The organism is Rheinheimera texasensis, from assembly GCF_964031785.1.
In the GTDB taxonomy this organism is placed as follows: domain Bacteria; phylum Pseudomonadota; class Gammaproteobacteria; order Enterobacterales; family Alteromonadaceae; genus Pararheinheimera; species Pararheinheimera texasensis_A.
This window is the reverse complement of the sequence record NZ_CAXIRE010000022.1, coordinates 299,654-326,589: the sequence shown is the minus strand read 5'-3', so window position 1 is coordinate 326,589 and position 26,936 is coordinate 299,654. Positions and strand designations below refer to the sequence as shown.

Annotated in this window: 19 protein-coding genes; 7 read left to right on the top strand and 12 right to left on the bottom strand. The window is 51.3% G+C overall.

Going from position 1 to position 26,936, the window contains the following annotated elements:
- Positions 1-38: 38 nt before the first annotated feature.
- Positions 39-263, top strand: coding sequence for a hypothetical protein (locus ABNT34_RS18195; RefSeq protein ID WP_348734185.1), 225 nt, complete (start codon positions 39-41; stop codon positions 261-263).
- A 12-nt stretch (positions 264-275) separates the two neighbouring features.
- Here ABNT34_RS18195 and ABNT34_RS18190 read toward each other — a convergent pair whose 3' ends face one another.
- The 8 genes from ABNT34_RS18190 to ABNT34_RS18155 all read right to left on the bottom strand — a co-directional run bounded on the left by ABNT34_RS18190 (position 276) and on the right by ABNT34_RS18155 (position 10,297).
- Positions 276-1,199 carry a LysR substrate-binding domain-containing protein gene (locus ABNT34_RS18190; protein WP_348734183.1) on the bottom strand — a complete coding sequence of 308 codons (924 nt, stop codon included), beginning with the start codon at positions 1,197-1,199 and terminating at the stop codon, positions 276-278.
- A gap of 235 nt (positions 1,200-1,434) precedes the next feature.
- Positions 1,435-2,706 (bottom strand): inorganic phosphate transporter, encoded by a 1,272-nt coding sequence (locus ABNT34_RS18185; RefSeq protein WP_348734182.1) that lies wholly within the window; start codon positions 2,704-2,706, stop codon positions 1,435-1,437.
- Between the two features lie 19 nt (positions 2,707-2,725).
- A complete protein-coding gene (locus ABNT34_RS18180) occupies positions 2,726-3,400 on the bottom strand; it encodes a DUF47 domain-containing protein (protein WP_348734180.1) in 675 nt (224 codons plus the stop codon).
- 163 nt (positions 3,401-3,563) lie between these two features.
- Complete coding sequence (gene phoU / locus ABNT34_RS18175; protein WP_031568685.1) at positions 3,564-4,274, bottom strand: phosphate signaling complex protein PhoU; 711 nt, start codon at positions 4,272-4,274, stop codon at positions 3,564-3,566.
- A gap of 25 nt (positions 4,275-4,299) precedes the next feature.
- Positions 4,300-5,106: a phosphate ABC transporter ATP-binding protein PstB gene (gene pstB / locus ABNT34_RS18170; protein WP_348734177.1), complete on the bottom strand. Its 807-nt coding sequence runs from the start codon at positions 5,104-5,106 to the stop codon at positions 4,300-4,302.
- A 96-nt stretch (positions 5,107-5,202) separates the two neighbouring features.
- Positions 5,203-6,864, bottom strand: coding sequence for a phosphate ABC transporter permease PstA (pstA, locus tag ABNT34_RS18165; RefSeq protein WP_348734175.1), 1,662 nt, complete (start codon positions 6,862-6,864; stop codon positions 5,203-5,205).
- Between the two features lie 15 nt (positions 6,865-6,879).
- Positions 6,880-9,159 (bottom strand): ABC transporter permease subunit, encoded by a 2,280-nt coding sequence (locus ABNT34_RS18160; RefSeq protein ID WP_348734173.1) that lies wholly within the window; start codon positions 9,157-9,159, stop codon positions 6,880-6,882.
- A 193-nt stretch (positions 9,160-9,352) separates the two neighbouring features.
- Positions 9,353-10,297, bottom strand: coding sequence for a phosphate ABC transporter substrate-binding protein PstS family protein (locus tag ABNT34_RS18155; protein WP_348734287.1), 945 nt, complete (start codon positions 10,295-10,297; stop codon positions 9,353-9,355).
- 330 nt (positions 10,298-10,627) lie between these two features.
- Here ABNT34_RS18155 and ABNT34_RS18150 point away from each other — a divergent pair, with 330 nt between their 5' ends.
- From ABNT34_RS18150 to ppx, 3 genes are all read left to right on the top strand, one after another.
- On the top strand, positions 10,628-11,134 hold the full coding sequence (locus tag ABNT34_RS18150; protein WP_348734171.1) for an ACT domain-containing protein: 507 nt from the start codon (positions 10,628-10,630) through the stop codon (positions 11,132-11,134).
- A 121-nt stretch (positions 11,135-11,255) separates the two neighbouring features.
- Positions 11,256-13,376 (top strand): polyphosphate kinase 1, encoded by a 2,121-nt coding sequence (ppk1, locus tag ABNT34_RS18145; protein WP_348734169.1) that lies wholly within the window; start codon positions 11,256-11,258, stop codon positions 13,374-13,376.
- Positions 13,373-14,908: an exopolyphosphatase gene (gene ppx, locus ABNT34_RS18140; RefSeq protein WP_348734167.1), complete on the top strand. Its 1,536-nt coding sequence runs from the start codon at positions 13,373-13,375 to the stop codon at positions 14,906-14,908. The genes ppk1 and ppx overlap by 4 nt, the downstream gene beginning before the upstream one ends.
- Before the next feature lie 52 nt (positions 14,909-14,960).
- Here ppx and ABNT34_RS18135 read toward each other — a convergent pair whose 3' ends face one another.
- A complete protein-coding gene (locus ABNT34_RS18135; RefSeq protein ID WP_348734165.1) occupies positions 14,961-16,103 on the bottom strand; it encodes a DUF547 domain-containing protein in 1,143 nt (380 codons plus the stop codon).
- A gap of 35 nt (positions 16,104-16,138) precedes the next feature.
- Positions 16,139-17,344, bottom strand: a complete 1,206-nt coding sequence (locus ABNT34_RS18130; protein WP_348734163.1) for a DUF547 domain-containing protein — start codon at positions 17,342-17,344, stop codon at positions 16,139-16,141.
- A gap of 228 nt (positions 17,345-17,572) precedes the next feature.
- Here ABNT34_RS18130 and ABNT34_RS18125 point away from each other — a divergent pair, with 228 nt between their 5' ends.
- Positions 17,573-18,871: an amidohydrolase gene (locus tag ABNT34_RS18125; protein WP_348734161.1), complete on the top strand. Its 1,299-nt coding sequence runs from the start codon at positions 17,573-17,575 to the stop codon at positions 18,869-18,871.
- A gap of 52 nt (positions 18,872-18,923) precedes the next feature.
- Here the strand turns inward: ABNT34_RS18125 and phoR are convergent, their stop codons facing one another.
- Both phoR and phoB read right to left on the bottom strand, forming a co-directional pair.
- Entirely contained in the window at positions 18,924-20,264 is a 1,341-nt protein-coding gene (gene phoR / locus ABNT34_RS18120; RefSeq protein WP_348734159.1) for a phosphate regulon sensor histidine kinase PhoR, read from the bottom strand.
- A gap of 55 nt (positions 20,265-20,319) precedes the next feature.
- Entirely contained in the window at positions 20,320-21,006 is a 687-nt protein-coding gene (gene phoB / locus ABNT34_RS18115; protein WP_031568707.1) for a phosphate regulon transcriptional regulator PhoB, read from the bottom strand.
- 371 nt (positions 21,007-21,377) lie between these two features.
- Between phoB and ABNT34_RS18110 the strand changes: the two genes are divergently transcribed.
- Together ABNT34_RS18110 and ABNT34_RS18105 are read left to right on the top strand one after the other, a co-directional pair.
- On the top strand, positions 21,378-24,077 hold the full coding sequence (locus tag ABNT34_RS18110) for a hypothetical protein (protein ID WP_348734157.1): 2,700 nt from the start codon (positions 21,378-21,380) through the stop codon (positions 24,075-24,077).
- 132 nt (positions 24,078-24,209) lie between these two features.
- On the top strand, positions 24,210-26,921 hold the full coding sequence (locus ABNT34_RS18105; RefSeq protein WP_348734155.1) for a TonB-dependent receptor: 2,712 nt from the start codon (positions 24,210-24,212) through the stop codon (positions 26,919-26,921).
- Positions 26,922-26,936 lie beyond the last annotated feature (15 nt).

Here is a 26,936-nt window from a genome sequence, read left to right as displayed (position 1 = left end):
GCGCTTATACAGCACATCTGAACATACAGGGAGTCAAGATGGATATCTGGTTTAGTCTGATTTTATTCACCGCCAGTCAACTCATCCTCAGCTGGTACAGTTACCAGCTGGCCAGAGAAAAAGGTTATTCACCCCGTCTGTTTGCGTCGACCGGTTTGTTGCCGGTTTTTAATCTGTTTGCTCTGATGTTGCTGTTGTTATTGCCAGACCGGCGGCTGGCAGAACATCCTTTATATTTCAGTAAGTTCCGTCAGCGGCCATAGCGTCTGTTGGCTTCAGAGCGCCGTGTTGTCAGCACATTTTTGCTGCAATACTTCAGCAATCAAAGTCGCCATCAACCGGTAGTTGCGGGACTTACTGGATGTCGGCCGCCACGCGACGCCGATATCACGGGCTGCGCCGTTATTCGACGGTGCCTGAGTAATGAGTTCAGTGCCCTGCAACAAACCGCTGTTAATTGCCATCTGCGGCATAAAAGTCACACCAAGCTTGTTATTGACCATCTGCGTTAAGGTATGCAGGCTGGTGGCAAAAAACGGATTTACTTTGCGCGAATCCTCCAGCTCACAAGCTTTCACCGCATGACCAGTCAGGCAATGCTCACGCTCCAGCAAAAAAATACTTTCATCAGGCCACTGTGAAATATCCTGACTAAAACCGCGGTTTTGCCAGTCTTTATGCAGCACCAGTTTAAAGGCGTCCTGCGCCAGCACTTCTGTATGCAAAGCACCAGTTTCATAAGGCAACGCCAGCAGCACCATATCCAGCCGGCCTTCGGTTAAAGCCCTGAGCGAATTTTCCGAAGTGTCTTCGCGCAATAACAGCTGCAGCTCCGGATAACGCTGGCGGCTCAGCGCCATCACTTCACTAAGCACAAAAGGCGCAATAGTCGGAATACAACCGAGGCGGAATTGCCCGGTCATTGGCTTGCCCTGATTGCGGGCAAAATCAGCTAATTCTTCACATTGTTCAATGATATAACGCGCCTGACGCACCACATCCTCACCTAATGAAGTAAAGATAAAAGTCTTGTGATCACGTTCCAGTAGCTGGGCATCGATGGTTTCTTCCAGATTGGCAATCGCCGCACTTAAGGTAGACTGGCCGATGTAACAGGCGTCTGCCGCCCTGCCAAAATGTTGATGTTCGTGCAGAGCTAACAGATATTGCAGTTGTTTGACACTGGGCAGTCGTTTCATCATAAATTCCGTTATATCGATTGAATTATCTGCGAAGATAGCGATGACGATGCTAGTCCAGCGCCCGGCATGCTGCAACCTAAATGCGCCGGATACCGCTGATACTTTGGTCTGGATCAATCCCGACATTTTTTAACAACACGACGCGTTGTGTCTGATAACCACCTGTGGAAGTAGGTGGTTTAGGGCCGAAAATAAAAAACCGCCCGGAGGCGGTTTTTTCGGCACAGCAACGTTATGCCGCGCCAACAATCAGTTTGATGATGTAGAAGAACACAATCGACAGGAAAGCGCCGATTGGCAGTGTTACTACCCAGGACACAAAGATGTTGCGGATCACACTTAAATTCAGTGCTGCAATACCACGCGCCATACCAACACCTAACACTGCACCCACCAGCGTTTGAGTAGTAGAAATAGGCAAACCTAAACCAGATGAAATCACCACAGTACTGGCTGCAGCAATTTCAGCGGCAAAACCACGGCTTGGTGTCAGGTGCGTGATGTTAGAGCCAATGGTCTCGATAACCCGGGCACCAAAGGTCATCAGACCAATCACGATACCGACGGCGCCTAACGGCAGTATCCACCAGGCCAGCGACACTTTATCCAGAATTTGACCACCGGATTCAATGACACCAACCACAGCAGCCAAAGGACCAATGGCGTTAGCAACGTCATTAGAACCGTGGGCAAAAGCCATACAACAAGCGGTGAAAATCATCAGAATACCGAAGATTTTTTCTACGTTGTTAAAGTGCATTTCTTTGTCCGCTTCCGGGTCGATTTTGACCCGGCTGATGGCTAATTTACCAATCAGACCGGCAACCACAGCTATAGCGATACACAGCAGGAAACCTTCAGTGTCGGTCAGGTGCAGACCAACGTGTTTCAGGCCTTTGGTCACGGTAACAAAAGCCATGATAAAGGCAGCAAATACCATGTAATAAGGCACAAACTTTTTCGCTGCAGCCAACGGATTGTCAGTATCAAAAATCAGGCGCTGGGCACTCATAAACAGCAGGTAAGCTAATACACCTGCCAGCATTGGGGTGATCACCCAACTACCAACGATACCGCCGACTTCATCCCATTTAACCGATTCGATACCAACACCGACGGCAGAGAAACCGATGATAGCACCAACGATTGAATGCGTGGTAGACACCGGCCAGCCGTAATAAGTAGCCACTAACAGCCAGGTACCGGCCGCCAGCAATGACGCGATCATGCCGTAGGCCAACAGTTCAGGCACAGGCGCAAACACTGCAGAATCAACAATGCCATTGCGAATGGTTGAGGTCACTTCACCACCGGCAAAAAACGCACCAGTGAATTCAAAAATAGCTGCGATAACAATTGCTTGCTTAATTGTTAATGCTTTGGAACCAACAGATGTTCCCATTGCGTTGGCGACGTCATTCGCGCCCACGCCATATGCCATGATAAAGCCAAACAGTGCGGCGACAAACACCAGCACCTGGCCATATTGAGCCAGAATTTCCATGATTGATTACCCTTTACGCTTAACGAGCCAGCATGATTTCAAGACGTGAACCTACCCGCAGGGCAGTGTCGGCCAGATCGCCAACCCATTCCAAAGTGCGGTACAGGAACATCACATCGACCGGATTCAGCGTGTCTTCCGCTTTGCGCACGTACTTACGCAGGCTGATTTGCATCTGGTCGGTGTCGTGCTCAATCTCGTCGATTTTTTCGACCATTTTGACCACCAGGTCTACTTCACGGCCGCGGAAACCAGTTTCCAGCAGCTCGTCCAGCTCGTTGATTGCTTCACATGCCAGAGCGACTGCATCGATACAACGTTGCAGATAGGCATTGAACTCTTGTTGGATAGGAGCCGGAATTTCCAGCTCGCGGCCTAACACACGGCCGGTGATGTCTTTTGCTTTGTTGGCGATTTTGTCTTGCTGAGAGACCAGCTCCAGAATATCGGTGCGATCAACCGGCAAGAACAAACCTCTTGGCAGGTGTACGCGAATGTCGCGTTTTAAATTGTCAGCTTCTTTTTCTAAGCTGACGATAACTTTTCTTACTTCCGCTGCAGTAGTCCAATCCTTGATGTATACCGCCGCGAAAAACGGCAGTAACTGCTCGCTGGCCGCCAGGACCTTACGAATATGTTCTTCAATTGGTTTAATTGGAGATTTTGCGAAAACAGCCAAAAATGCACTTGGCATAGCTTTGCCTCTTGGTTTTGTAGTGGACGAAAGTCGGCGCGTATTTTACTGCAACACAACGGTAATAAAAACGCGATCATGCAGATAAAACGCCAAAGCCGGCAGTTATTTTGCACCCTGCCGGCTTGACTTCTGCGAATATCAGCGCTTATTCAGCGAAAATTCAGCTCCGGGCATTTTGCTCCAGACTGTCTTCATCACTGTGGCGCACATCCCGGCCTTTCACAAACGAAATCACATATTCGGAGATATTTTTGCAGCGATCACCAATGCGCTCCAGCGCACGGGCTGACCACAACACGTTCATGATTTTGGGGATTGAACGCGGGTCTTCCATCATGTAAGTCATCAGCTGTCGCGTGATAGCTTCATATTCCCGGTCGACCTTTTTGTCTTCTTTATAAACCGCCAGCGCTGCTTCAACATCCATCCGGGCAAAAGCGTCCAGCACATCATGCAGCATCTGTGCGACATGACGGCCCATGTTCTCCAGATTCACCAGCAAATCCTGCTGCGCACTGCTGAAAGATTCCAGCGCCACTTTGGCAATCCGCTCTGCTTCATCACCAATGCGTTCTAAGTCAGAAATTGCTTTGATAATCGTCAGGATCAACCGCAAATCACTGGCGGCCGGCTGGCGTTTGGCGATGATGCGCGTGCACTCAGCATCAATTTTGATTTCCCAGTCGTTAACCAGCAAATCATTGGCTATGACCTGCTGCGCCAGTTCGGCATTGCTACCGGCAATCGCATTCAGTGCATCAGAAAGCTGCTGCTCAATCAGGCCACCCATCGCCATAATGTGGTTACGGATCTGTTCAATTTCGTCATTGAACTGGCTGGAAATATGTTTGGTTAAATTCAGTTTATCCATAAAAACCTCTGCTTAAGTCGGGTGATTAACCAAAACGGCCAGTGATGTAGTCTTCAGTCTGCTGTTGCGACGGATTGGTAAACATCTTGTTGGTCGCATCATATTCCACCAGATTGCCCATATACATAAAGGCAGTATAGTCGGACACCCGCGCAGCCTGCTGCATGTTGTGGGTGACGATGACGATGGTGAAACGCTCTTTCAGTTCGTTGATTAACTCTTCAATTTTTAACGTCGAAATCGGGTCCAGTGCTGAAGCCGGTTCGTCCAGTAACAATACTTCCGGCTCGATCGCGATAGCGCGGGCAATAACCAGACGCTGCTGCTGACCACCAGACAAACCAAAGGCGTTGTCGTGCAGACGGTCTTTGACTTCGTTCCACAGCGCAGCACCTTTTAACGAGGTTTCCACCACTTCGTCCAGCACACGGCGGTCATTAACGCCTTGCAGGCGCAGGCCATAAGCGACGTTTTCATAAATGGTTTTTGGGAATGGATTTGGCTTCTGGAATACCATGCCTACCTGACGACGCAGCTCGGCAACATCGACGGCTTTGTCATAAATGTTCTGGCCGTCCAATAAAATTTTGCCTTCGATGCGGCAGATGTCGACCAGGTCATTCATCCGGTTAAAGCAACGCAACAGCGTCGATTTACCACAACCTGAAGGGCCGATAAAGGCCGTCACGCGTTTTTCCGGGATCTGCATATTGATGGTTTTCAGCGCTTGCGATTCACCGTAATACAGACGCAAGTCATTGACTTCCAGCTTGATTTTTTCATCTGCCAGATTCAGCTCACTGTAGCCGTTCAGAATTTGTTGTGTGGTCATACGTCAGTTCACTCTTAATATTCGGTTCTGGTTCTGAGCGGGACGCTTTGCGCCCCGCCGGCTGGTGCCTGTCGGCACCCCTCGGATCTTTGGATGCTAGTCAGATTCGCTGCGATACTTTTCCCGCAGTTTATTGCGCAAATGAATGGCCGCCATATTCAGCACCACAATCAGCAGCACCAACACTAAGGCCGTGGCGTACAGCAGTGGTCGCGAGGCTTCAACGTTCGGGCTCTGGAAGCCAACATCGTAAACATGGAAGCCTAAGTGCATGATTTTCTGGTCTAAATGCACAAATGGGAAGGTAGCGTCGACCGGTAAAGTCGGTGCCAGTTTCACCACGCCCACCAGCATCAGCGGTGCCACTTCACCGGCAGCGCGGGCAATCGACAAAATCAGCCCCGTCATCATCGCCGGCGTCGCCAGCGGCACTACCACTTTCCATAAAGTCTCAGATTTGGTGGCACCCAGCGCCAGACTGCCCATCCGGATGGTACTTGGAATTCGCGACAAACCTTCTTCAGTCGACACAATCACCACTGGCAGCGTTAACAGCGCCAGCGTCAGCGAGGCCCAGAACAAACCTGGCGTACCAAAAGTCGGCGCCGGTAATTTTTCCGGGTAAAACAGCGCATCAATATTGCCGCCCATGATGTAGACAAAGAAGCCCAAACCAAACACGCCGTACACAATCGAAGGTACACCGGCCAGGTTATAAACCGAGATGCGGATAATTTTCAGCATAGTGCCTTGTTTGGCATACTCACGCAGGTAAATCGCCGCCAGCACACCAAATGGCGTGACGATAATCGACATCAGGATCACCATAGTGATAGTGCCGAAAATCGCCGGGAAAATACCGCCTTCAGTGTTGGCTTCACGCGGGTCGTCACTGAGGAAATTCCAGATAGACACCACGTAGTGCACCGATTTGTCGAGCAACGACATCTGGTTCGGCATATGGGCATGCACAATATTGGACAGACTGATAGTCAGCTCTTTACCTTCGGCAGTAACGACTTTCAAGCTGTCGCGTTTGGCCTGTGCGTACAAATCTTCCAGCTTTTGCTGCAGCTGCGCATACTGCGCATCCAAAGCGGCCTGTTCTTCTGTAGCCTGCTGCGCATACTGGCTGATTTCGGCTGCGCTCGCGCCCTGTAATTCCATGGTGCGTTTGCCTAGCCGCAGCGCTTCCAGTGCCTTGTTGATTTTACCGATATCACCTTTTTCGATATCGGTGATCTCATCATGTAAATCATTGGCACGTGCCATGGCTTCTTGTAACGCCGGCCATAAGGCTTCGCCTTCAGCCAGCACTTTATCCTGCTGCAACAATTGCTGCGGGAAGCCGTAGAAATTCCCCCACTCGCGCCGTTCAATCACAATGGCGTTGGCAGGTTTTTCCCAACCGCTCAGGTCGTGGTCCAAAAACCAGGCGAAATCACGGCCATAGACGTCGCGGTTACCTAATTTCAGTAAATGCCGGGCATAACTTTCGGCATTGTCCGGCAGTGCAACGCCTGAATCTTTTAGCGTGACCGCACTGACTAATTCAGTACGGACATGTTCTGCTAACAGCGTTTTTTTACTGCCATCGGCCTGTACCGCTTCAACCCGTTGTAAATCCGCCGGCCAGAAATGGCTACCGCCCTGCACGGCAATCAGCCCCAATACGCCAATCACCATCACCAGACACAAAGCGATTGCGCCGGCGTTTAACCAAATCCACGGAGTTCCCGTTTTAAACCAAGCTCTCATGCCGTTCACTCCGAATTACAGATTACTGAAGCGTTGACGTAACCGCTGACGAATCACTTCAGCCAACGTGTTGAAAATAAAGGTAAAGACAAACAGCACCAACGCCGCCAGGAATAAGACGCGGAAGTGGGTACTGCCTACAGCTGTTTCCGGTAACTCCACTGCGATATTGGCGGATAAGGTGCGCATGCCTTCAAACAGATTGAAGTTGACCACAGGGCTGTTCCCGGTCGCCATCAACACAATCATGGTTTCACCGACGGCGCGGCCAAAACCCACCATCACAGCAGCAAAAATGCCAGGGCTTGCAGTTGGTAACACCACGCCCATCATGGTTTGCCAAGGTGTAGCACCCAACGCTAACGAGCCTTGGGTCAAATGGCGCGGTACGTTAAACACCGCATCTTCGGCAATTGAGAAGATATTCGGAATGACGGCAAATCCCATGGCAATCCCAACCACCAGAGCATTGCGCTGGTCATAGGTGATGCCGTTGTCAGTAAACCACTGGCGCAGGCTGCCGTTGAAAAACAGCTGATCAACCGCCGGGCTTAAACTGACACACAACCAGATAAAGCCGATGATCATCGGGATCAGGATCACAACTTCCCAACCCAGACCAAACCGCTCGCGCCAGCTGCGCGGGACAAAGCGCCACAAATACGCCGTCAGCACCATCATCAGCGGCAACAACAGCAGGATGGCAAACACCGCGCTTAAGTATTTTTCGACAAAAGGCGCCAGCCACAAACCAGCAAGGAAACCCAGGATCACCGTTGGCAGTGCCGCCATAATTTCAATCGTCGGTTTGACCTTGCCGCGCAGTTTCGGCGTCATGAAATAGGCGGTGTACAGTGCGCTCATGATGGCCAGCGGCGTGGCGAACAACATCGCAAACAACGCAGCTTTTAAAGTACCCAGTGCCAGCGGCACCAGGCTCATTTTGGCTTCAAACTCGTCAGAGCCAGAAGACGCCTGCCAGATATAGTCTTTTTCGCCACGGCCTTCGTACCAGACCTCATTCCACATCGCTTTCCAGCTGACATCAGGATGGGCGTTTTCCAGCGCAAAACGCTGCACTTTGCCGTCGCCGGCAAAAGCCAGTAACGCCGTGTTAATCGGGCTGATAGCAATGCGTTCAAAGCTTGTACCTTCCACCAGTGGTTCCAGCGACAAGGTGCGGGCGGAAGTGCCGTAGTGAATACCCAAATGGCCTGAGGTATCCAGTGCCAGGAAACCTTTGCGCGAATACTCAGGTTCGATCTGGCGAATGGCCGCCGGGTGCTGTGCAAAATCACGGATATGTTTTAAGTGGAAATTATTATGTTCATCGCGCACCAGGAACCACTGACTCAGGCTGCCATCTGAACCGCCGACAATCAGCGATACAGCACCAACCAGAAATTCCACTGCACTGACCTGCTGACCTGTTGCCACCGCATTGACGGCTTCAACATAACGCGCCTGCGCCGGATCTGTGACATCGTAATAGTGAATCTTCTCGTTGCCTTCGGCGATAAACAGGTTGTGTAACGTCGTATCCAGTAAAATCCGGCTGACATTTTTTGGCGCATCCGGCAGCGGATAATCAGTGCGCACCAGCGTGGTTTCACCGGTCATAAACTCGGTCTGGGCTTCAAACACATGGTAACTCAGCTTGCCGTCGGCGCTGAAAGCAACCAGCGCAGTGCCGGCACTGCCTTCCTGCACCGCCAGACTTTTCAGCGCCTGGCCCGGATTTAAATCCAACGGCGCTTCGCCAAGCGGATAAGTCACCACCGGCACTACTTTGCGTTTGTCGTTCGGGTAGCTCAGGTTGTATTCGTGTTTAATCACCAGCGCCTGACCATTTGACAAACCCAGCGCCAGTAAACCAGAGCGTGGCTCACCACGGGCAAAAGCCGAAATCGTCGTGTCGGCAGGCAATGCCAGCTGAACTTTTTCACCGGCAGCGCCTGTCATCGCATCAAAGAACTGCAACTCGCCGCTGGCTGAAACATTTAAGCCAACTTCGCTGTAACGTTCCAAGTTGGTATACAGCGGTTTATCGCTGTTGATTTGATAACTCTGTTCCGGTTCGACACTGGCCGAAGAAAAAATCGGTCCGACTTCGGAGAACAGATAAATGAAAATAGTCGCAAAGGCTGCGACTACGCTGATGCCGGCAAAGGCGATGCCGTACTTGGACATTTTGTCTTTAAAACTGCGCCAACGGCGCAGACGGGCCCGTTTCTCGCCACTTGGCAATAAAGATTGCCTTGCAGTGACTGGGGCTGACGTGGAGGTCTGTTGCATGTTTACACATCCAGGACTGACTTTTCGGATGCTGCAAAGCTTAGATGAGTTTTATGTCAGAAATATTACAAAGAGATTTTTTGTCATAATTTGGCAATATTCAGGCTTTTACTGCTGAGATGCTGAGCAAGCACTCAGGCTATCAGCCCAAAGAGAAAAGGCGCCCGCAGGCGCCTCTGGCAACAACTGATATTTATTTGATACCGAGCTCAGCCAGTACTTTGGCCGCAACTTTGTTTGGTACCGGCACATAACCGTCACGCACCACGATTTCCTGACCGCGTTTTGATAACACCAGTTTGATGAACTCGCGTTCCATCGGCGTCAGCTCTTTGTTCGGGTGTTTATTCACATAAACAAACAGGAAACGCGACAGTGGATATTTACCATCTAACGCGTGGTCAGCTGTTGGTTCAACAAATGGCTGGCCTTCTTTTTTCGCCAGTGGCAGCGGACGTACACCAGAGGTGACATAACCGATACCTGAATAACCGATACCATTGATCGATTCGCTGACGCCTTGTACTACTGATGCAGAACCCGGCTGTTCATTGATGCTGGATTTGAAGTCGCCTTTACACAGCGCGTGTTCTTTGAAATAACCATAAGTGCCTGAAACTGCGTTACGGCTATACATGGTGAAGTCACGGTTTGCCCAGGCGCCGTCCAGACCTAACTGGCCCCAGCGGGTCACGTCTTCTTTGTAACCGCATTTACGTGTGGCAGAGAACACAGCATCAACCTGCGCCATGGTCAGGCCTTTGATTGGGTTGTCTTTATTGACATAAACCGCCAGTAAATCCACTGCAACCGGCACTGCTGTTGGCTTGTAGCCATATTTAGCTTCAAATGCCTGAATTTCACTTGGCTTCATGGCACGGCTCATCGGGCCGAAGTTTGCGGTCCCTTCAGTCAGCGCTGTTGGTGCAGTTGAAGAACCGGCGCCCTGGATCTGAATGTTCACATTTGGGTACAGTTTGCGGTAATCTTCAGCCCACAGCGTCATCAGGTTGTTCAGCGTGTCTGAACCGATGCTGGAGATGTTGCCTGATACGCCAGAGGCTTTCTGGTACTCAGGTAATGCCGGGTCGACTTTAGTCACCGCGGCGGCTTGAAAACTGAATGTTGCAGCAACCAGCGCCGCAGTCGATAAAATTTTAAAAGTTTTCACCTTAAAGTCCTCTTGTTGGCATTCGCAGGCCTGTGCCTGAAGTTCACGCTTCGCATCATATGGCGTAAATATGACACTATTATGACGAAAAAATACCCGGCGCAAATTCCTGGAAAATCGGTCAGTGGTGTTGTGTTTTTAAGGCGACTGGCTATAGTTTTGGCAGGCTGGGCGCCCGGACGGATTTCAATTCGTAGCAGGGTCAAGCCCGCTCCATAACAAAAATTATATTTTTTAATGATATATATTTCACGCTGAATCTCGTTAACAGCGATGTACATAACAAGGAAATGCGCTATGAAGCAGTTGGTTTTAACGCTGATTGGTCAGGATAAAGCCGGCCTGGTCGAACAGCTTGCGACGTTAATTGCCGAATATCACGGCAATTGGACGGCCAGTAATCTCAGCCACCTGGCGGGTTACTTCGCCGGGATTTTACAGGTTGAAGTGGCAGAACAACATGTTGCGGCCTTGACCGCAGCTTTGCAGCAAATGAAGGATCTGGATATCCGCGTACAGCATGGGGTGGACTCCCGCGTTAATCAGCAAAAACTGCTGCGTTTTGTCATCACCGGCAACGACAGACCGGGCATAGTGCGCGAACTGTCATCAGTGATCAAACACAAAGGCACCAACATCATTCATTTTGAAAGTTCAAAACAAAGTGCGCCAAACTGGGGCGTGCCTTTGTTTAATGCCATTGCCACAGTTGAATTGCCGGAAGGGCTGAACAAAGATGAAGTAGTACGGGCGCTGGAAGATATAGCGTCTGACGTCATGGTCGATGTGGAAAATCTGAACTGACCCGCTTTGTGCCCGCAATAGCCCGTGCATCTTCAGACGTGACGGGCTATCTTATTCATAAATCTTTCATCAAACTGCCATAGATTAAGCGCAGACCCTCCCCCGCTGTGATGGAATTGGTATGGAATTACAAAGCAATGCAGAACACCCGACTCATTTTTTCCCGAAAGAACTGAGCTGGCTCGCCTTTAACGAACGTGTGTTACAGGAAGCGGCTGATGAACGTAACCCATTGATTGAACGGCTGCGCTTTCTCGGGATTTATTCCAATAACATGGATGAGTTTTACCGGGTGCGGGTGGCGGACGTAAAACGTCGCATCATGCTACAGAAATACCATGAAGAAGATGCCAGCCAGACTGAACATTTATTAAAGCAAATTCAGCAATTTGTCTTACGTTTAGGCGCAAAGTTTAATGCGATCCACATGGACCTGCAGTTGGGTTTACGCAAGCACAATATCGAATTTATCGACCAGCATAAGCTGAATGAATCCCAAAGCGCCTGGGTAAAATCCTATTTCAAAGAAAAAGTGCTGCGGCATATTTCACCTATTCTGCTGTCGAATGAACATCTGCAGCTGTCAAAACGGCTGGAAGATAATGCGACTTATCTGATGGTCGAAATGACCGGCAAAGGCAAACCCGAATACGCCATAGTGCAGGTGCCGACCGATGATGTGTCGCGGTTCCTGGAGCTGCCGATCGCGCTGAACCGCACCAAACGCAAAGGCCGCTACCGGCATCAGTTTATGATGCTCGATGACGTGATCATTCATTGCCTGCATGATTTGTTCGCCGGTTTCTTTGATTTCTGCGACATTCAGGCCTATTCGATGAAACTGACCAAAGACGCCGAATATGACTTGAGTGAATCGCTGGACCAGAGCCTGCTCGACAAAATGTCGCACGGCATCCGGCAGCGGTTGGAATCTGAGCCAGTACGTTTGGTGTATGACGTCTCGATGCCCGAACATATGCTGAAGATTTTACGCAAACTGCTCGGCGCTAATACCTTAGATGCGCTGATCCCGGGCGGGCGCTACCGCAACTTTAAAGATTTTATCAGCTTCCCTTATACCGGCCACGCCAGCCTGGAGTTTCCACCGCTGCCGCCGTTGCCAAGCCCTGATTTTGAGCAATACAACACCACTTTTGACGCTATCCGTAATCACGATGTATTGCTGCACTACCCTTACCATAACTTTACCTATTTCACCGAATGGGTCCGGCAAGCGTCTTTTGACCCGAAAGTGAAGTCGATCAAAATGACCATGTATCGGGTGGCAAAAAATTCCCGCGTGATCCATTCGTTATTGGATGCTGTGCGCAACGGCAAAAAAGTCACCGTTGTCGTTGAGCTCAAAGCACGCTTTGACGAAGAAAACAACATTCAGTGGGCACGACGCATGACACAGGCCGGCGTCCAGGTAGTATTTGGCCTGACCACACTGAAAATTCACTCCAAACTCTGCATTATCAGCCGCGAAGAAAAAAGCGGTCTGGTCAAATATGCCCATATCGGCACCGGCAATTTCAACGAAAAAACTGCCCGGATTTATACCGATATGAGTCTGTTTACCTGCCACACGGAGATTTGTGACGAAGTCGATCAGGTGTTTGAGTTTGTCGAATACAGCTATAAGCCATTTGTATTCAAACACTTAATTGTGTCACCTACCTGGAGCCGCCCTAAGCTGAATAACCTGATCCAACGGGAAATAGACTTTGCTTTGAGCGGGCGCAAAGCAGAGATCCTGTTAAAACTGAATAATCTGGTCGATGACCCTATTGTTGAGATGCTGTATAAAGCCAGCCAGGCTGGGGTTAAGGTGCGTATTATTGTGCGCGGCATGTGCTCACTCATTCCGGGCATCCCAGGTAAAAGTCACAATATCAAGGTTATCAGCGTGTTAGACCGTTATCTGGAACATGCGAGGGTCTATCAGTTCTTTAATGGCGGTGATATTGATTTGTATCTGTCATCGGCCGACTGGATGACGCGTAATATTGAACAGCGGGTTGAAGTGGGCGTGCCGATCTATAATGCGCGGATTAAACAACAAATTATGACGATCCTGGATTTGCAGTGGAATGACAATGTCAAAGCCCGGCTTATCGACAGCGATCAGAGCAACCCCTATGTCAAAAGGGGCAACAAAAAAAGTATCAGGTCTCAGCAGGCGATTTATGACTATCTCGCCAGTCAGCAGCTGGGACCGACTATTCAGGCAGATTTATGACCCATTTGACGCCCAATGCATTGTCAGCCGCAGAACTCATCGCGGCTGTTGACCTTGGCTCGAACAGTTTCCATCTGGTGATAGCGCGTATCGTCGACGGCGCGTTACAACTGCTGCACCGGGAAAAACAAAAAGTGCAGCTGGCCGATGGGCTGGATGAACAACAAATGCTCAGCGACGAAGCGATGCAACGCGGCCTCAGTGTATTGCGCCAATTCGCCGAGACGTTAAAAGATATGCCGCCGCAGGCAGTGCGGGTGATTGCCACCTACACCCTGCGGCGCGCCAAAAATAGTGCCCGCTTTTTACAGCAAGCCCAGGCTATTTTCCCCTTTCCGATTGAAGTCATCGCCGGTCAGGAAGAAGCCCGGCTGATTTATCAGGGTGTGGCACACTTCGAAACTTATACCGGTCAGCGCCTGGTCATCGATATTGGCGGCGGCAGCACTGAATTTGCCATCGGCGTGGATTTTCAGCCGCTGAAACTGGCAAGCCGCAATATGGGCTGTGTCAGTTTTGCCAAGTTTTTCTTCCAAAAAGGCAAAATCAGTCCAAAGCGTTTTGAGCGCGCCTTGTTACTGGCCGAACAGGAACTGGAAAATATCTACACCGGCTACAAAGCCACCGGCTGGCAGCAAGCGGTTGGCACTTCCGGCACCATCAAAACCATTAAAGACATCGTCAGTGGTCTCGGCTGGCATCCGCATGTGATTCGGCTGGAACACCTGGAAAAACTGCAACAACTGCTGCTGCAGGTAGAGCAATGTGAAGATTTAAATCTGCCTGGCCTGACTGAAGATCGCAAACAACTGCTGGCACCTGGTCTTGCGATTTTATTGGCATCCTTCCGGATGCTTGGCATTGATGAGATGGTCTATGTCGATGCTGCGCTGCGTGAAGGTGTGTTGTATGAAATGAGTGACCGCCTGCAGCATCAGGATATCCGCCAGCATACCATCCAGAGCCTGATTAAAAGATACGCTATCGACACTGAACAGGCTGGCCGGGTCAGTCAGACCGTGGAGGTTTTGTGGCAACAATGTCATGCCGCCTGGCAGCTTAGCGAAGAGTGGCATCAACTGCTGTTATTTGCCTGTTATGTCTATGAGATTGGCCTGCAGATTAATTCGTCCAGCGTGCAGCGCCACAGTGCGTATATTCTGAATAACGCCAATTTGCCCGGGTTTAATCAGGAACAGCAGCGGGTGCTGGCGTCTTTAGTGCGTTATCACCGGCGCAAGATTAAACCAGACGATGTCTCGGCGTTTTATTTGTACCAGCAGGCCGACTTTTATCATGCGTTGACGATTTTCCGCCTGGCCGTGCTTTTGAATCAAAAGCGCCGCGAGGACATAGTGCCGACATTCAGTTGTATCGCCCAACCGGCCGAGCTGACATTGCTACTGCCAGAAAGCTGGTATCAGCAGCACACAGTGCTCGCCGCGGACCTTCGCACTGAACAGCAATTCTTAAAACGCGCTGGTTTGACGCTGCAGTGCCCGGGACTGCCGGAACTGACCGAAGACAATTAATAATGGATATAATTTTGGGCAGGGCGGGCTGCAGATCAGCCCGCCTTTGCTGTTATGGTTTTGTTGTGGTGTTCGTTGTTGCCGCGTCCGCCGGCAAGTCGCTGACTGTCACCACACCGCCCCTGTTGATGTGATTAATCCGCAGCTCGCGCATCCGTTGCAGCTGGTCTGACGAATACAATCCTACATCATCCACTTTACCAATCCAGCTTGACGCGGCATCTGGCATATTGCGAATGTCCAGAATGGCCGCTCTGTTGATATGCGCAGCGCTGCCATAACTGCGGCTACTGCCATGAATATCAGTCACGGTCCAATCGTTAATATCAGTCACCAGCAGCTCAGCTTCGGCCAGCAAAGGCTGTTCAGCATCCTGCAAAAAGCCTTTGATGTGCTCACGCAGGTCAGACTGAAAATCGGGAAAATATCCGGCATTGCGCTGATAAAACCCGGCGACTCTGAAACTGTTGCGATCCGGATAAGTCCCACGGTTCGAGTTAATAAAATCAAAAGCATTGAGCTTCAAAGCCCGCATCACATTTTCGCCGGTATAGGCGTGCTTGCGAATGCTGGGACTACCAATGTAGCCCTGATACAATCCATATAACACCAGTGGCTGGTCCGGAAAATTAACCTTGAGCACCGCATGCTGGATATCATCCAGACTAAGCGCTACCCCTTCAATCTGCATGGTTTTACGGGCGAGCAGCCCATCCGGCGCCAGTACATAGTCTTTCAGGTTCTTGCGCGGATAAATCTGATTGATCTCATCAATCACCACCAGATTGTACAGATTCAGCCAATACGCCAGTTGTACCTTTTGATTTAACTGATTGAGCCGGATACTGGCTGGTATGGCTTCCAGGCTTTTGCGGATTTCGGTCACTGCAGCGCGCAGTTCAGGTTTTTTATGGAATTCTTCAAAATACAACTTATTGCCGGCGTTGATGGTCAGCACATTAAAATTGTTTTTTAGGCGGGTATTTACTGTGGCAGTTGAGGCGGAAGACTTTTTTCGACTCGGTGGGCCCGACATCAGCACCGCTTGTTGCAGCAGGTGGTCCACATCATCGTAGCGGATTTGGATTTGTGATTGCTCGTCCGAGCCAAACCAATGCTCCGGCAATTCCGCCGCTGGCAGCGCAGTGCTGGCCACTGCGCTGAACAAACTGGCAATCAACAACACTCTTTTCATTGAAACTCCTTTTCCAATGCTTTATTACAGATAATTTATTGCCCGGATTTATCGTTGTTTTGCCCGGACTCGGTTTTCTTCGCCGCTTCTGCTTCGGTTAAATCCGTCACTGTCACCACGCCACCACGGTTTTCATGATTAAATTTCAACTCTTTGAGCTTTTGCACCTGATCAGCAGAGAAGCGGCCATAAGTCACAGATTTCGCCTGTACCGTGCTTGCCATCAGTTCCAGATTGGCAACTTCCTCCGAGCCCGCCATTGTCTCGCCCTGCGCGAAAGCACCTAACAAAGCTGCATCGTTCGTCGCTGCGCCACCGCCATAATTACGGCTGGTGCCATAGATATCCGTCACAGTCCAGTCGTTAATGTCAGCAACCAGCGTTTGTGCTTCGTCCAACAGCGGAATCTCATCTTCCCGTAGGTATTCTCTTAAGTGACTGCGTAAATCGGTGGCAAAATCGGGAAAATAACTGGCGTTGCGCTGATAAAAACCGGCAACCCGGAAGGTTTTGCCATTGGGATAAGTGCCGCGGTTGGTATTGATAAAGTCATTGGCATTAAACTGCAGCGAACGGTTCAGATTGGCACCGGTGTAGGCGTATTTACGGATGCTGGGGCTGCCGATATATCCCTGATACAAGCCATAAATCACCAGCACATCATCCGGGTATTTTTGTTGTAATACGCCGTACTGAATGTCATTGAGGCTTAGTTGTACGCCACCAGCGTTGACCAGCTTGCGGGTCAATAAACCGTCTTTACCAGTGACAAAATCCTCCAAATCTTTTTTCGGATAGATTTTGTTGATTTCATCGATCACCACCACGTTGTATAAATTCAGCCAAAAGGCGATTTGTTCTTTTTTACTGAGCGAATTCAGTGGGATCTCTGCGGGAACTGACTCCAGGCTGGCACGGATTTTACTGACTACCGCCGCCATTTCTGGTTTCTTTTTAAACTCTTCGAACATGATGCGGTTGCCGGCATTGGTCGTCAAAGTGTTGTAATTGTTTTTCAGCCGGGTACTGACAGTTGCAGATGAAGCTTTGGATTTCTTCCGGCTTGGCGGGCCAGACATCAGCACTGCAGAATCCAGTACAAAATCCAGGTCGCTGTAACTAATGGTGATGGTAGAATCCTGGGCTTCGCCCTGCCAGGCTTCCGGTAACACAAAATCGCTTGCAGCTGCCGCGCAGGACAGCACTGTCAGCGACGCGAACACAAGGTAAGCTTTCCACATTTTTGTTCTCCTTTTTGCCAGTGCTGGCATCACCATAGGTGAATATTTCGGCGAGCTCAACTTTTAAACTTCTTTAAATTCACATTTTTTTAGCTAAAAATCCGGCTACTTTGTAAACCCCGGACTGAGCGCCGGATTTATCCGTCGCAGCGGTTGTCTGGCGGTTGGCAAGCGGCTGATTTCCCGCTAAGTTAACGCTGTCCCTTTTTTCTTCTATCAGGAATTGATATGCGTTTTTTGCTTTCCGCCCTGACCATCGCACTGACCGCGCAGGCCCAAGCCGCCGATGTGAAAACGGCCCTGACGCCGGCAATTAGTGCCGTGATGCCACAAGTGATCAACTGGCGTCGTGATTTACACCAACATCCGGAACTGTCGAACCGGGAAAAACGCACCAGCGCACTGGTGGCGGCTGAACTGAAAAAACTCGGCCTCGAAGTCCAAAGCGGTATCGCCCACACCGGGGTAGTGGCGATTTTAAAAGGCGCCAAACCGGGAAAATTAGTAGCGCTGCGCGCCGATATGGATGCTTTGCCGGTTAAAGAGCAAGTGGACCTGCCTTTTGCCTCCAAAGCAGTGGCTGAATTTAACGGTCAGCAGGTTGGTGTGATGCATGCCTGTGGACACGATGCACACGTCGCGATGTTATTGGGTGCAGCGACGGTGCTGAGCCAGCACAAAGCGCAGCTGGCCGGTGATGTGATGTTTATTTTCCAGCCGGCCGAAGAAGGCCCACCGCCAGGAGAAGAAGGCGGCGCCAAGCTGATGCTCAAAGAAGGGATTTTTGCTAAACGCAAACCCGATGCGATTTTTGGCGTGCATGTCTGGCCAGGTCCTGCCGGACAGTTACAGGTCAAACCTGAAGGCATTATGGCGGCAGCGGACAGTTTCGAAATTACCGTCAAAGGCGTGCAGGTACATGGCTCCAGCCCGTGGCGCGGCATTGACCCGGTTGCAGTCACAGGTCAACTCATTACCGCTTTACATCAAATTCCGGCCCGGCAGCTCGATGTCACACAAGCGCCGGCAGTGATGTCGATTGGTCAGGTCCACGGCGGGGTGCGCTGGAACATTATCCCGGATGAAGTCAAACTTGGCGGCACTATCCGCACCTTTGACCCGGCGATGCGCGAGCAGCTCATCAGCAAAATGCAGCACACCAGCGAACATATCGCTGCGGCCAGCGGCGCCACGGCGCATTTCCATTCGCAAAGTTTTGCTGCTGTAACCTGGAACCACGCCGGCCTGACTGAATGGGCTATGCCGTCGCTGAACTGGGCCGGTGCCAAAGCCGGTGTAAGCCCAATCAAACCTATCACTGCTTCGGAAGATTTTTCCTTTTTCCAACAGGAAGTACCGGGGGTGTTTTTATTCCTCGGCATTGCCGAACCAGGCCAGCCGCTGGATAAAACCGCTCCGAATCACTCACCGTTTTTCCGCGTGTATGAACCGGCGATGGAAAATGGCGTACGGGCTTTGGCGGGGTTAGCCGCAGATTTTCTGGCGCAAGCGCCGGCTTTGAAGTAGTACAGAGAACAACATGACCACAGCAACAGATTGCTGTGGCCATGTTGTCAGATTATTTCAGCTTCTTCGGTAACTTCGGCTGGATTGCCGTCAGCTCGCCGACCACCAACTCCGGCGGCAGCGCAAAAGAAAACGAACTGCCACGTTTCGGTTCACTGAAGATCATCAGCCGGCTTTGATGCCGCGACAGCACATGTTTCACGATGGCCAGGCCAAGGCCAGTGCCACCAGTGTTGCGGGCCCGCGCCTGATCGACCCGGTAAAACCGCTCGGTTAAACGTTTGACGTGTTGTGACGCGATACCTTCACCGTTGTCGGTCACAGTAAACACCGCTTTGTGATGTTCACGCCGCCAGCTGACTTTGATCTCGCCGCCATCCGGGGTGTATTTAATCGCATTAGTCACCAGATTGGAAAAGGCGCTGCGCAGCTCTTCGGTGATGGCATTGACGCGCAAATCAGGGTCAATCGCAAACTGGATGTGGTGCTGTTTCTCGCGGTTCAGGCTCTGTGCTTCCTGCTCCAGCAACGCCAGCATGGCCGGCGCGTCAACATTGTCGTCGTATTGCACTTTGGCAGCGGCTTCAATTCGCGACAAGGTCAGTAGCTGCTGTACCAGATTGTCCATGCGTTTGGTCTGGTCCAGCATCACCGAATGGGCTTTTTGCCAAATCGCCTGCTGTGGCAGATGCTCAGGTTCCATCATTTCCAGGTAACCCTGCAGCACGGTCAGCGGCGTACGCAGTTCGTGTGACACGTTGGCGACGAAATCTTTGCGGATTTGCTCCAGCTGTTTGAGCTGGGTGATATCACGGATGATCAGCAGATACTGTTTTTCGCCATATTGCAGCACGCGATATTCCAGCGTCAGATCTTCGGTCAGTGGCGAAGGCAACTCAATGGCTTGCTCGAAATTCTGCTGCTGCAGATATTGCTGAAATTCGGGGTTACGAATCAGGTTATCAATGCGCTGACGCTCGTCCATCGGCCATCTCAGGCCGGCCAACTGCTGCGCCAGTTTGTTGCACCAGACGATAGTCCAGTCGAGGCTCAGTACCACAATGGCATCTGGTAAAGCTTCAGCGCCATCGCGAAACCGCCGCACCAATGCGCGTAAATCTTTGTTTTTCTTGCGAGCTTTGCGCTGGCGATAATAAATACCGTCAAACACCTGCTGCCAGCTGCCATCGCCGGCCGGTGGCGATAACTTGCGGTCACGCCATAACCATTTATCCAGTAAAAACAGATGTTTGTAATGCCAGGCAATAATACCTAGCGCAAGCAACAACAGGAACTCACTGGTCAGGTCAAACAGCCAACCCAGTGCTGCGGCCAGCAAAAACAAACCAGCCAGACGACTGACGATAGCCCGTTTGGACAGTAATAAACGCATAGTACCTACTTGGTTGCGACGGCCTGTCAGGGACAGGCCGAGCGGCGGACTGAGGTTATTTTACCGAAAAACGATAGCCGGAGCCACGTACGGTTTGCACCAGGCGGTCGTGACCCCCGTGTGAAATCGCTTTACGCAGCCGGCGGATATGTACATCTACCGTGCGGTCTTCAACATAAACATTGGTGCCCCAGACGTGGTCCAGTAACTGTTCACGGCTGTAAACCCGCTCCGGGTGCGTCATAAAAAAGTGCAGCAGGCGGAATTCGGTTGGGCCCATATCCAGTGGCTGGTCCACTGCAGTGACACGATGCGACACCGGGTCCAGTTTTAACCCCTGCACTTCAATCACTTCATCCAGACTGGTTGGTGCCACGCGGCGGATCACCGCTTTGATGCGCGCCATCAGCTCTTTCGGTGAAAATGGTTTAGTCACATAGTCGTCGGCGCCGACTTCCAGCCCCCGCACTTTGTCTTCTTCTTCGCCGCGCGCCGTGATCATAATGATTGGGATACTGCGGGTCAGTTCATGTTGTTTCATTTTTTTGGCAATTTGAATGCCGCTGCCACCTGGCAGCATCCAGTCCAGCAACACTAAATCAGGATAAGGTTCCACCAGTTGGTTAATAGCGCTGTCAAAATCAGCCGCAGTGCTGGCCTGATATCCATTTTGTTCCAGCACAAAACACAACATATCGCGAATTGGTGCTTCATCTTCCACTATCAGAATTCGTCTCGACATAGCCTGTTACCATCATCCGAGGTTTTGGGTACTGTTGGCAGTATCCCGCCTTATTATGACAATTTTATGAAAGACAGCAGTCCGGTGCTGACTTTGTCACAATTCATTTGCATATAGCCAGCGCTATCAGCGATTTCCACCAACGGCAGCTCAGCAGGCTGCCGCGTGCCGGCGTCAAAATATTACGAACTGGCAAGACAGTTCCGTGACAGTTTTCTGAAGCTTTTTTGACAGAAGCCACGCCAGCCTGCGCCACGCTTGCTGCTATCAACACTGTCATCTGCCTGCCAACATTCTGTCATAAAACAGTCACGCCAGCGCTTTACCGTCTCTGCAGTTTTTTATGACCCACTGCATCGACGGAGATTAAGATGGCTTTTGGTAAGATTTTAAAGTTAAGCGCAATTTCGACTGCTTTATTCCTGGCCGGTTGTGGCGGCGGCGACATTGTGATTAGCACTGGAAATGGCGCGACCACGCCGACAACCCCAACTACACCGACCACCCCAACCAGCAAATGTCCAAGCTTTGCCAAAGAAGGCGCAGCGGTCGGTGGCATCAGCAAAACCATTTGTGAAGTCAGCGGCACTTTAACCGCCGACGCAACTTTCACCTCAGGTATCGTCTGGGCGTTAAGCGGTAAAGTGCAGGTCGGTAACGACAACGCCAACAGCGCAACCCTGACCATTGAACCTGGTACCACTGTGTTCGGTAAATCTGGCGCCGATTTCTTAGTGGTCGCCCGCGGTTCGAAAATCAGCGCAGTGGGCTCTGCCAACGCGCCTATCGTGTTTACCTCAGTCAACGACATGATTGGCACCGCCAATGACGCGTCAGCCGGCCAATGGGGCGGTATCGTGTTATTGGGTAAAGCGCCAACCAACAAGTGTGACGCGGCAGCGCTGGCCAATTGTAAAATTGAAGCCGAAGGCAACGCCGGCCCATACGGCGGCGACCGTCCGACTGACAGCAGCGGTATCCTGAAATTTGTTCAGGTTAAATACGCTGGTTATGAAGTCATCAAAGACAACGAATTAAACGGCGTAACGTTCGCTGGTGTCGGCTCAGGCACTGTTGTGGATTACCTGCAAGTGCATAACAATTCAGACGACGGCGTCGAGTTCTTCGGCGGTAATGTCGACGTCAAACACTTAGTGCTGACCGGTAACCGCGACGATTCATTAGACTGGGCTGACGGCTGGACCGGCCGTGTACAGCACGTGCTTATTCGTCACAACCCGAATAACCTCGAAGCCAACCGCGCGATTGAAGCCGACAACCAGTCATCGAAATTTGACGCGACCCCAGTGTCAAAACCACGCATTTCGAACATGACTATTATCGGTAACGCCTTTACCTCAGCCGCGGCCGATTCTGAAGGCATCCTGCTGCGCGCCGGTACTGCCGGTGAGATTTACAACACCATCATCACGGGACCAAAAGGCATGGGCGAGTGTTTTGAAATCGAAACACCTGAATCTGTTGCCAATGCGAACAGCGGCAAAATCATTTTCCGTAATTCTATTGTCAACTGCCCGGAAAACTTCAAATCGCCAAAAGATGCCGCCGGTAACACCCTGTTAGACGTGGCGAAATGGTTTGCCGCTCAGCCAGACAACAGCACAGCCGACCCGTTATTAGGCGGCTACATGCCAGCGGCCACTTCACCGGCGCTTGGCAAAGGCTACAACATGCAAAACTTTGTTGACCCATGGTTCGACAACGTGACCTATATCGGTGCTTTTGACGGCATCACCGACTGGACCAAAGGCTGGACCCACGGTTTACATGCCAGCAATGCAGCCCTGACTGCCTGCCCGGCTGGTACTACAGAAGTTGCGTCACTGACCGGCAAACTGAACTGTGAAGTCAAAGGCACATTAACCAGCAACGTGGCACTCAAAGCTGGTGCTGATTATGTGTTAAACGGCAAAGTGACAGTCGGTGGCGATAACACCACATCAGCCACACTGAGCATTGACCCGGGTGTGCGTATCTACGGTAAATCTGGCCAGGATTACTTAGTGGTTGCCCGCGGCAGCAAACTGATGGCGGAAGGTTCACCAACTGCGCCTATCGTGTTCACTTCGCTGCAGGACGTGATTGGCTCCGCCACCCACGCCGGCCAATGGGGCGGAATTGTGGTGCTGGGTAATGCGCCAAGCAACAAGTGTGACCAGGCGGCAACTACCTGTTCTATCGAAGCGGAAGGCAACGCCGGCCCATACGGCGGTTACAAAGCCGACGATAACTCTGGTGTGATCAAATACGTGCAAATCCGCAACGCCGGTTATGAAGTGATCAAAGACAACGAATTAAACGGTCTGACACTGGCAGGCGTGGGTAAAGGCACTGTGGTTGACCACATCCAAATCCACAAAAACCTCGACGACGGTCTGGAACTGTTCGGCGGTACTGTCAACGTCAAATATGTGGTGCTGACCGGTAACGAAGACGACTCGCTGGACTGGACAGACGGCTGGAACGGTAAAGCGCAGTTCCTGCTGGTGAAACATGATGCCGCCAATACTGTGACTAACCGCGGTATCGAAGCCGACAACCAGTCGACTAATTTCTCTGCGACGCCACTGTCTGAGCCGACCATTGCCAACATGACCATTATCGGCAACACCTTTAAGTCGGCCGACATGGACTCAGAAGGCATCCTGCTGCGCGCCGGTACTTCAGCCAAGCTGCATAACATCCTGATCGCCGGGCCAAAAACTGACACTGGCGCTATGGGTGAGTGTCTGGAAATTGAATCAACGCAATCTCAGGCTTTAGCAGCGAGCGCACGGCTGGTGATGACGCACTCAGTACTGGGTTGCCCGGAACCGTTCAAAGGCACTGTGTCATCAACCATGACAGTCAAACAGTGGTTTGAAGGCCAGCAAGGCAACAAAACAGCGGCCGACCAGGCTGCAGTGCTGAACGGCTTGTACACCATCGACACCACAGCTGCCAAAGACATGGCCGCAGTGGACAGCTTCTTCACCAAGACCACCTTTGTCGGCGCCATGGATGCGGCCAACGACTGGACTAAAGGCTGGACCACTGGTTTAGGCAACTAAGCATGATAAATAGCCGGCTTTTGCTGAGGCAAAGGCCGGCTTTGTGCTGACAACCACTTTTGCGTAGAACCCGGCCAAAACCGGGCAGATAAAAACTCTGGCTGAAATGAACAGCCGACAGGATCCAGAAAAATGAGTAGCTTGCACCCATTTGGCCCATTGCAATTAAACCCGAACCGCGTCACCCGCGCAGTTTTATTGGCCTTAACTGCCAGCGCAGCCCTGCCGTTGTCTGCGGCTGTTGCTCAGGAAGCAGCCCAGACAGTGACAGCACCTGCCCCGAACGCGGCAACATCAAGCGAAACGCAGGCCGTTGAACGGATTAACGTGTCAGGCCGGTTATTGAGTTCCGCCGCCGCTACGGCAGAAGAGCGCCGGCAGCAGCCATTTGTGGCAGAACTTTTGGGCATGGACCAGATCTCCCGCGCCGGCGACGGTAACGCTGCCGCAGCACTGCGCCGCGTGACAGGTTTGACGCTGGTCAAAGACAAGTTTATTTATGTGCGTGGTCTTGGTGAGCGTTACTCATCAACCTTGTTAAACGGCGCCCAGGTGCCAAGCCCGGACCCGACGCGTAACGTCGTACCGATGGATATGTTCCCGGCCGGCATTATCGAAAGCATGGTGGTGCAGAAGTCGTATTCGCCGGAACTACCGGCCGCTTTTGGTGGCGGTAATATCAATATCCGCACCAGCAGTATTCCGCTCGACCAGGTATTCAGCTTCTCAGTCGGTACTGAATACAACAGCCTCAGCAGCGACAAAGGCCTCGAATATAGCGGTGGCGGTGATGACTGGCGTGGTCGCGACGATGGCACCCGCAGTTTATCAGAGCCGTTCCGTGCCGCAGTAGACCAATATGGCTCGCTGGATCTGGTGAAGATTGCCCAGGGCCTGGGTGGCGTCAACGCCGACAATCTGGCCAAAGCCGAGCTGATTAACCGCAATCTCGGTCTGGAAATGAACCGTGACCTCGATGTGCGCGAGAAAAGCTTAGGCCCGGCTTATGATGCCAGCATGTCCTGGGGCAACCGTTTTGATATCGGCGAGCGCGTGTTTGGCGTGATGGCTGGCGTCAGCTATGACCAGTCCAGCGAAAACAGCAAAGATCAGGAACGTTATTATTCCATCACCACCGGCAGTGAACTGACGCCGCTGAACCGCTACGACGACATTCTGCGTACCGAGCATCAGGTGAAATTGTCCGGCATGCTGAACTTTGGTTTTGAGTGGGACAACAACCACCGCTTTGAAACCTCCAGTATCTATCTGCAGGACACCAAAGATCGTATCAAACGTAAAATCGGTGATTCGATTGAAACCATCAACGAAGCCAACCGCGAAAACGAATTTTACAACATCCTGTACGAAGAGCGTTCGATGCTCAGCAACCAGATCCGCGGTAAACATACGCTGGACTGGGCCGGTGACTTAAATATCGACTGGCAATACACCGACGCTAAAGCCGAGCGCCGCGCGCCGGGTGAAGTCGAGTATCTGTATGTCCGCTCGCTGGACGACGCTGGTGCGCTGCAAAGCAAAACCATGCGCCGCAGCGACAACGCGGTGATTTATCAGTTCGGCAACATGGAAGACAACACCGAAAACGTCAGCTGGAACGCCAAATATCCGCTGTCGACCGAAAAAACCGAATGGTCTTTCAGCACCGGTTACAGCTACTTCGAACGCCAGCGCGACGCCTCAACTGCGCGTTATAAGTTTGATACCCGTGGTTTTAGTAATGCTGACTTAAGTCAGGCCTATAGCCAGATTTTTGCCGACACCAACATCCAAAACGCCGCCAAGCGTTTCCAGATTTCGGACGTAACCGGTGATGCGGACGATTACAAAGCGGCGCAGATGATTGATGCGGCTTATGTCGCGATGGAAGCCACTTACGACTACACCTGGCGGGTGAACCTGGGTGTGCGTTACGAGGACTTCCGTCAGGTGTCAGTGCCGCTGAATCCATCCACCGGTGCAGCGCAGGGTGATGTCAGCAAGATGCTGATCGAGCAGGATGATTTATATCCTGCCCTGTCGGTCACCTGGATGCGCACCGAAGAAACCCAACTGCGCTTTGGTTTCAGTGAGACTGTGGTGCGGCCGGATTTACGTGAAGTGACACCAGTGCTGTTTATCGACCCGGTAACTGATTTTAAAGTGATGGGTTTTGCTGACCTGAAGAGCACCGACATCAAAGGCTACGACATGCGCTTTGAATCTTACTTAGATTCTGGCAGCAACTACAGCATCGGTCTGTTTTACAAAGACATGGTGAACCCGATTGAAGCCATTGAACTCAAAGGCTCAGACGGTAACCTGTTGATGTCATTCCGCAATGCCTTAGCCGGTGAAGTGTACGGCATTGAAGCCGAAGCGCTGCAAAAACTGGATATGTTTGAAGGCAGTTTTGGCCAGTTTGTTGATAACTTCTTTATCAACAGCAACGTCACTTTCAGTAAGTCTGAAATCGAAATGCAGGCGCTCGGTGAGTCAAACCTGACCAATCTGGTGCGGCCACTGACTGGCCACAGCAAATACGTGGTGAACTTCCAGCTCGGCTACGATTCGGACAACGAAGACCACACCGCAACGCTGACGTATAACGTGTTTGGCAAACGCATCGCTTTCGCCGGCATTGACGGCAAAGACGACGCCTACGAGCAGCCGTTTAACTCGCTAGATTTCACTTACAGCTACACAGTGCTGCCAGAAGGTAACCTGAAGTTCTCAGTGAAAAACCTGCTGAATGAAGAAACCGAAATTCTGCAGCAAGGCGAAATTCTGCAAAAACGCGAAGAAGGCGTCAGTGTTGGCTTAAGTTACAGTCAGAAGTTCTGATAAGAATTCCTGAGA

What these genes read in the sequence shown, in the direction of transcription:
- ABNT34_RS18195 (WP_348734185.1), top strand. Translation starts at nt 39, where the DNA reads ATGGATATCTGGTTTAGTCTGATTTTATTCACCGCCAGTCAACTCATC.
- ABNT34_RS18190 (WP_348734183.1), bottom strand. Translation starts at nt 1,199, where the DNA reads ATGAAACGACTGCCCAGTGTCAAACAACTGCAATATCTGTTAGCTCTG.
- ABNT34_RS18185 (WP_348734182.1), bottom strand. Translation starts at nt 2,706, where the DNA reads ATGGAAATTCTGGCTCAATATGGCCAGGTGCTGGTGTTTGTCGCCGCA.
- ABNT34_RS18180 (WP_348734180.1), bottom strand. Translation starts at nt 3,400, where the DNA reads ATGCCAAGTGCATTTTTGGCTGTTTTCGCAAAATCTCCAATTAAACCA.
- phoU (WP_031568685.1), bottom strand. Translation starts at nt 4,274, where the DNA reads ATGGATAAACTGAATTTAACCAAACATATTTCCAGCCAGTTCAATGAC.
- pstB (WP_348734177.1), bottom strand. Translation starts at nt 5,106, where the DNA reads ATGACCACACAACAAATTCTGAACGGCTACAGTGAGCTGAATCTGGCA.
- pstA (WP_348734175.1), bottom strand. Translation starts at nt 6,864, where the DNA reads ATGAGAGCTTGGTTTAAAACGGGAACTCCGTGGATTTGGTTAAACGCC.
- ABNT34_RS18160 (WP_348734173.1), bottom strand. Translation starts at nt 9,159, where the DNA reads ATGCAACAGACCTCCACGTCAGCCCCAGTCACTGCAAGGCAATCTTTA.
- ABNT34_RS18150 (WP_348734171.1), top strand. Translation starts at nt 10,628, where the DNA reads ATGAAGCAGTTGGTTTTAACGCTGATTGGTCAGGATAAAGCCGGCCTG.
- ppk1 (WP_348734169.1), top strand. Translation starts at nt 11,256, where the DNA reads ATGGAATTACAAAGCAATGCAGAACACCCGACTCATTTTTTCCCGAAA.
- ppx (WP_348734167.1), top strand. Translation starts at nt 13,373, where the DNA reads ATGACCCATTTGACGCCCAATGCATTGTCAGCCGCAGAACTCATCGCG.
- ABNT34_RS18135 (WP_348734165.1), bottom strand. Translation starts at nt 16,103, where the DNA reads ATGAAAAGAGTGTTGTTGATTGCCAGTTTGTTCAGCGCAGTGGCCAGC.
- ABNT34_RS18130 (WP_348734163.1), bottom strand. Translation starts at nt 17,344, where the DNA reads ATGTGGAAAGCTTACCTTGTGTTCGCGTCGCTGACAGTGCTGTCCTGC.
- ABNT34_RS18125 (WP_348734161.1), top strand. Translation starts at nt 17,573, where the DNA reads ATGCGTTTTTTGCTTTCCGCCCTGACCATCGCACTGACCGCGCAGGCC.
- phoR (WP_348734159.1), bottom strand. Translation starts at nt 20,264, where the DNA reads ATGCGTTTATTACTGTCCAAACGGGCTATCGTCAGTCGTCTGGCTGGT.
- phoB (WP_031568707.1), bottom strand. Translation starts at nt 21,006, where the DNA reads ATGTCGAGACGAATTCTGATAGTGGAAGATGAAGCACCAATTCGCGAT.
- ABNT34_RS18110 (WP_348734157.1), top strand. Translation starts at nt 21,378, where the DNA reads ATGGCTTTTGGTAAGATTTTAAAGTTAAGCGCAATTTCGACTGCTTTA.
- ABNT34_RS18105 (WP_348734155.1), top strand. Translation starts at nt 24,210, where the DNA reads ATGAGTAGCTTGCACCCATTTGGCCCATTGCAATTAAACCCGAACCGC.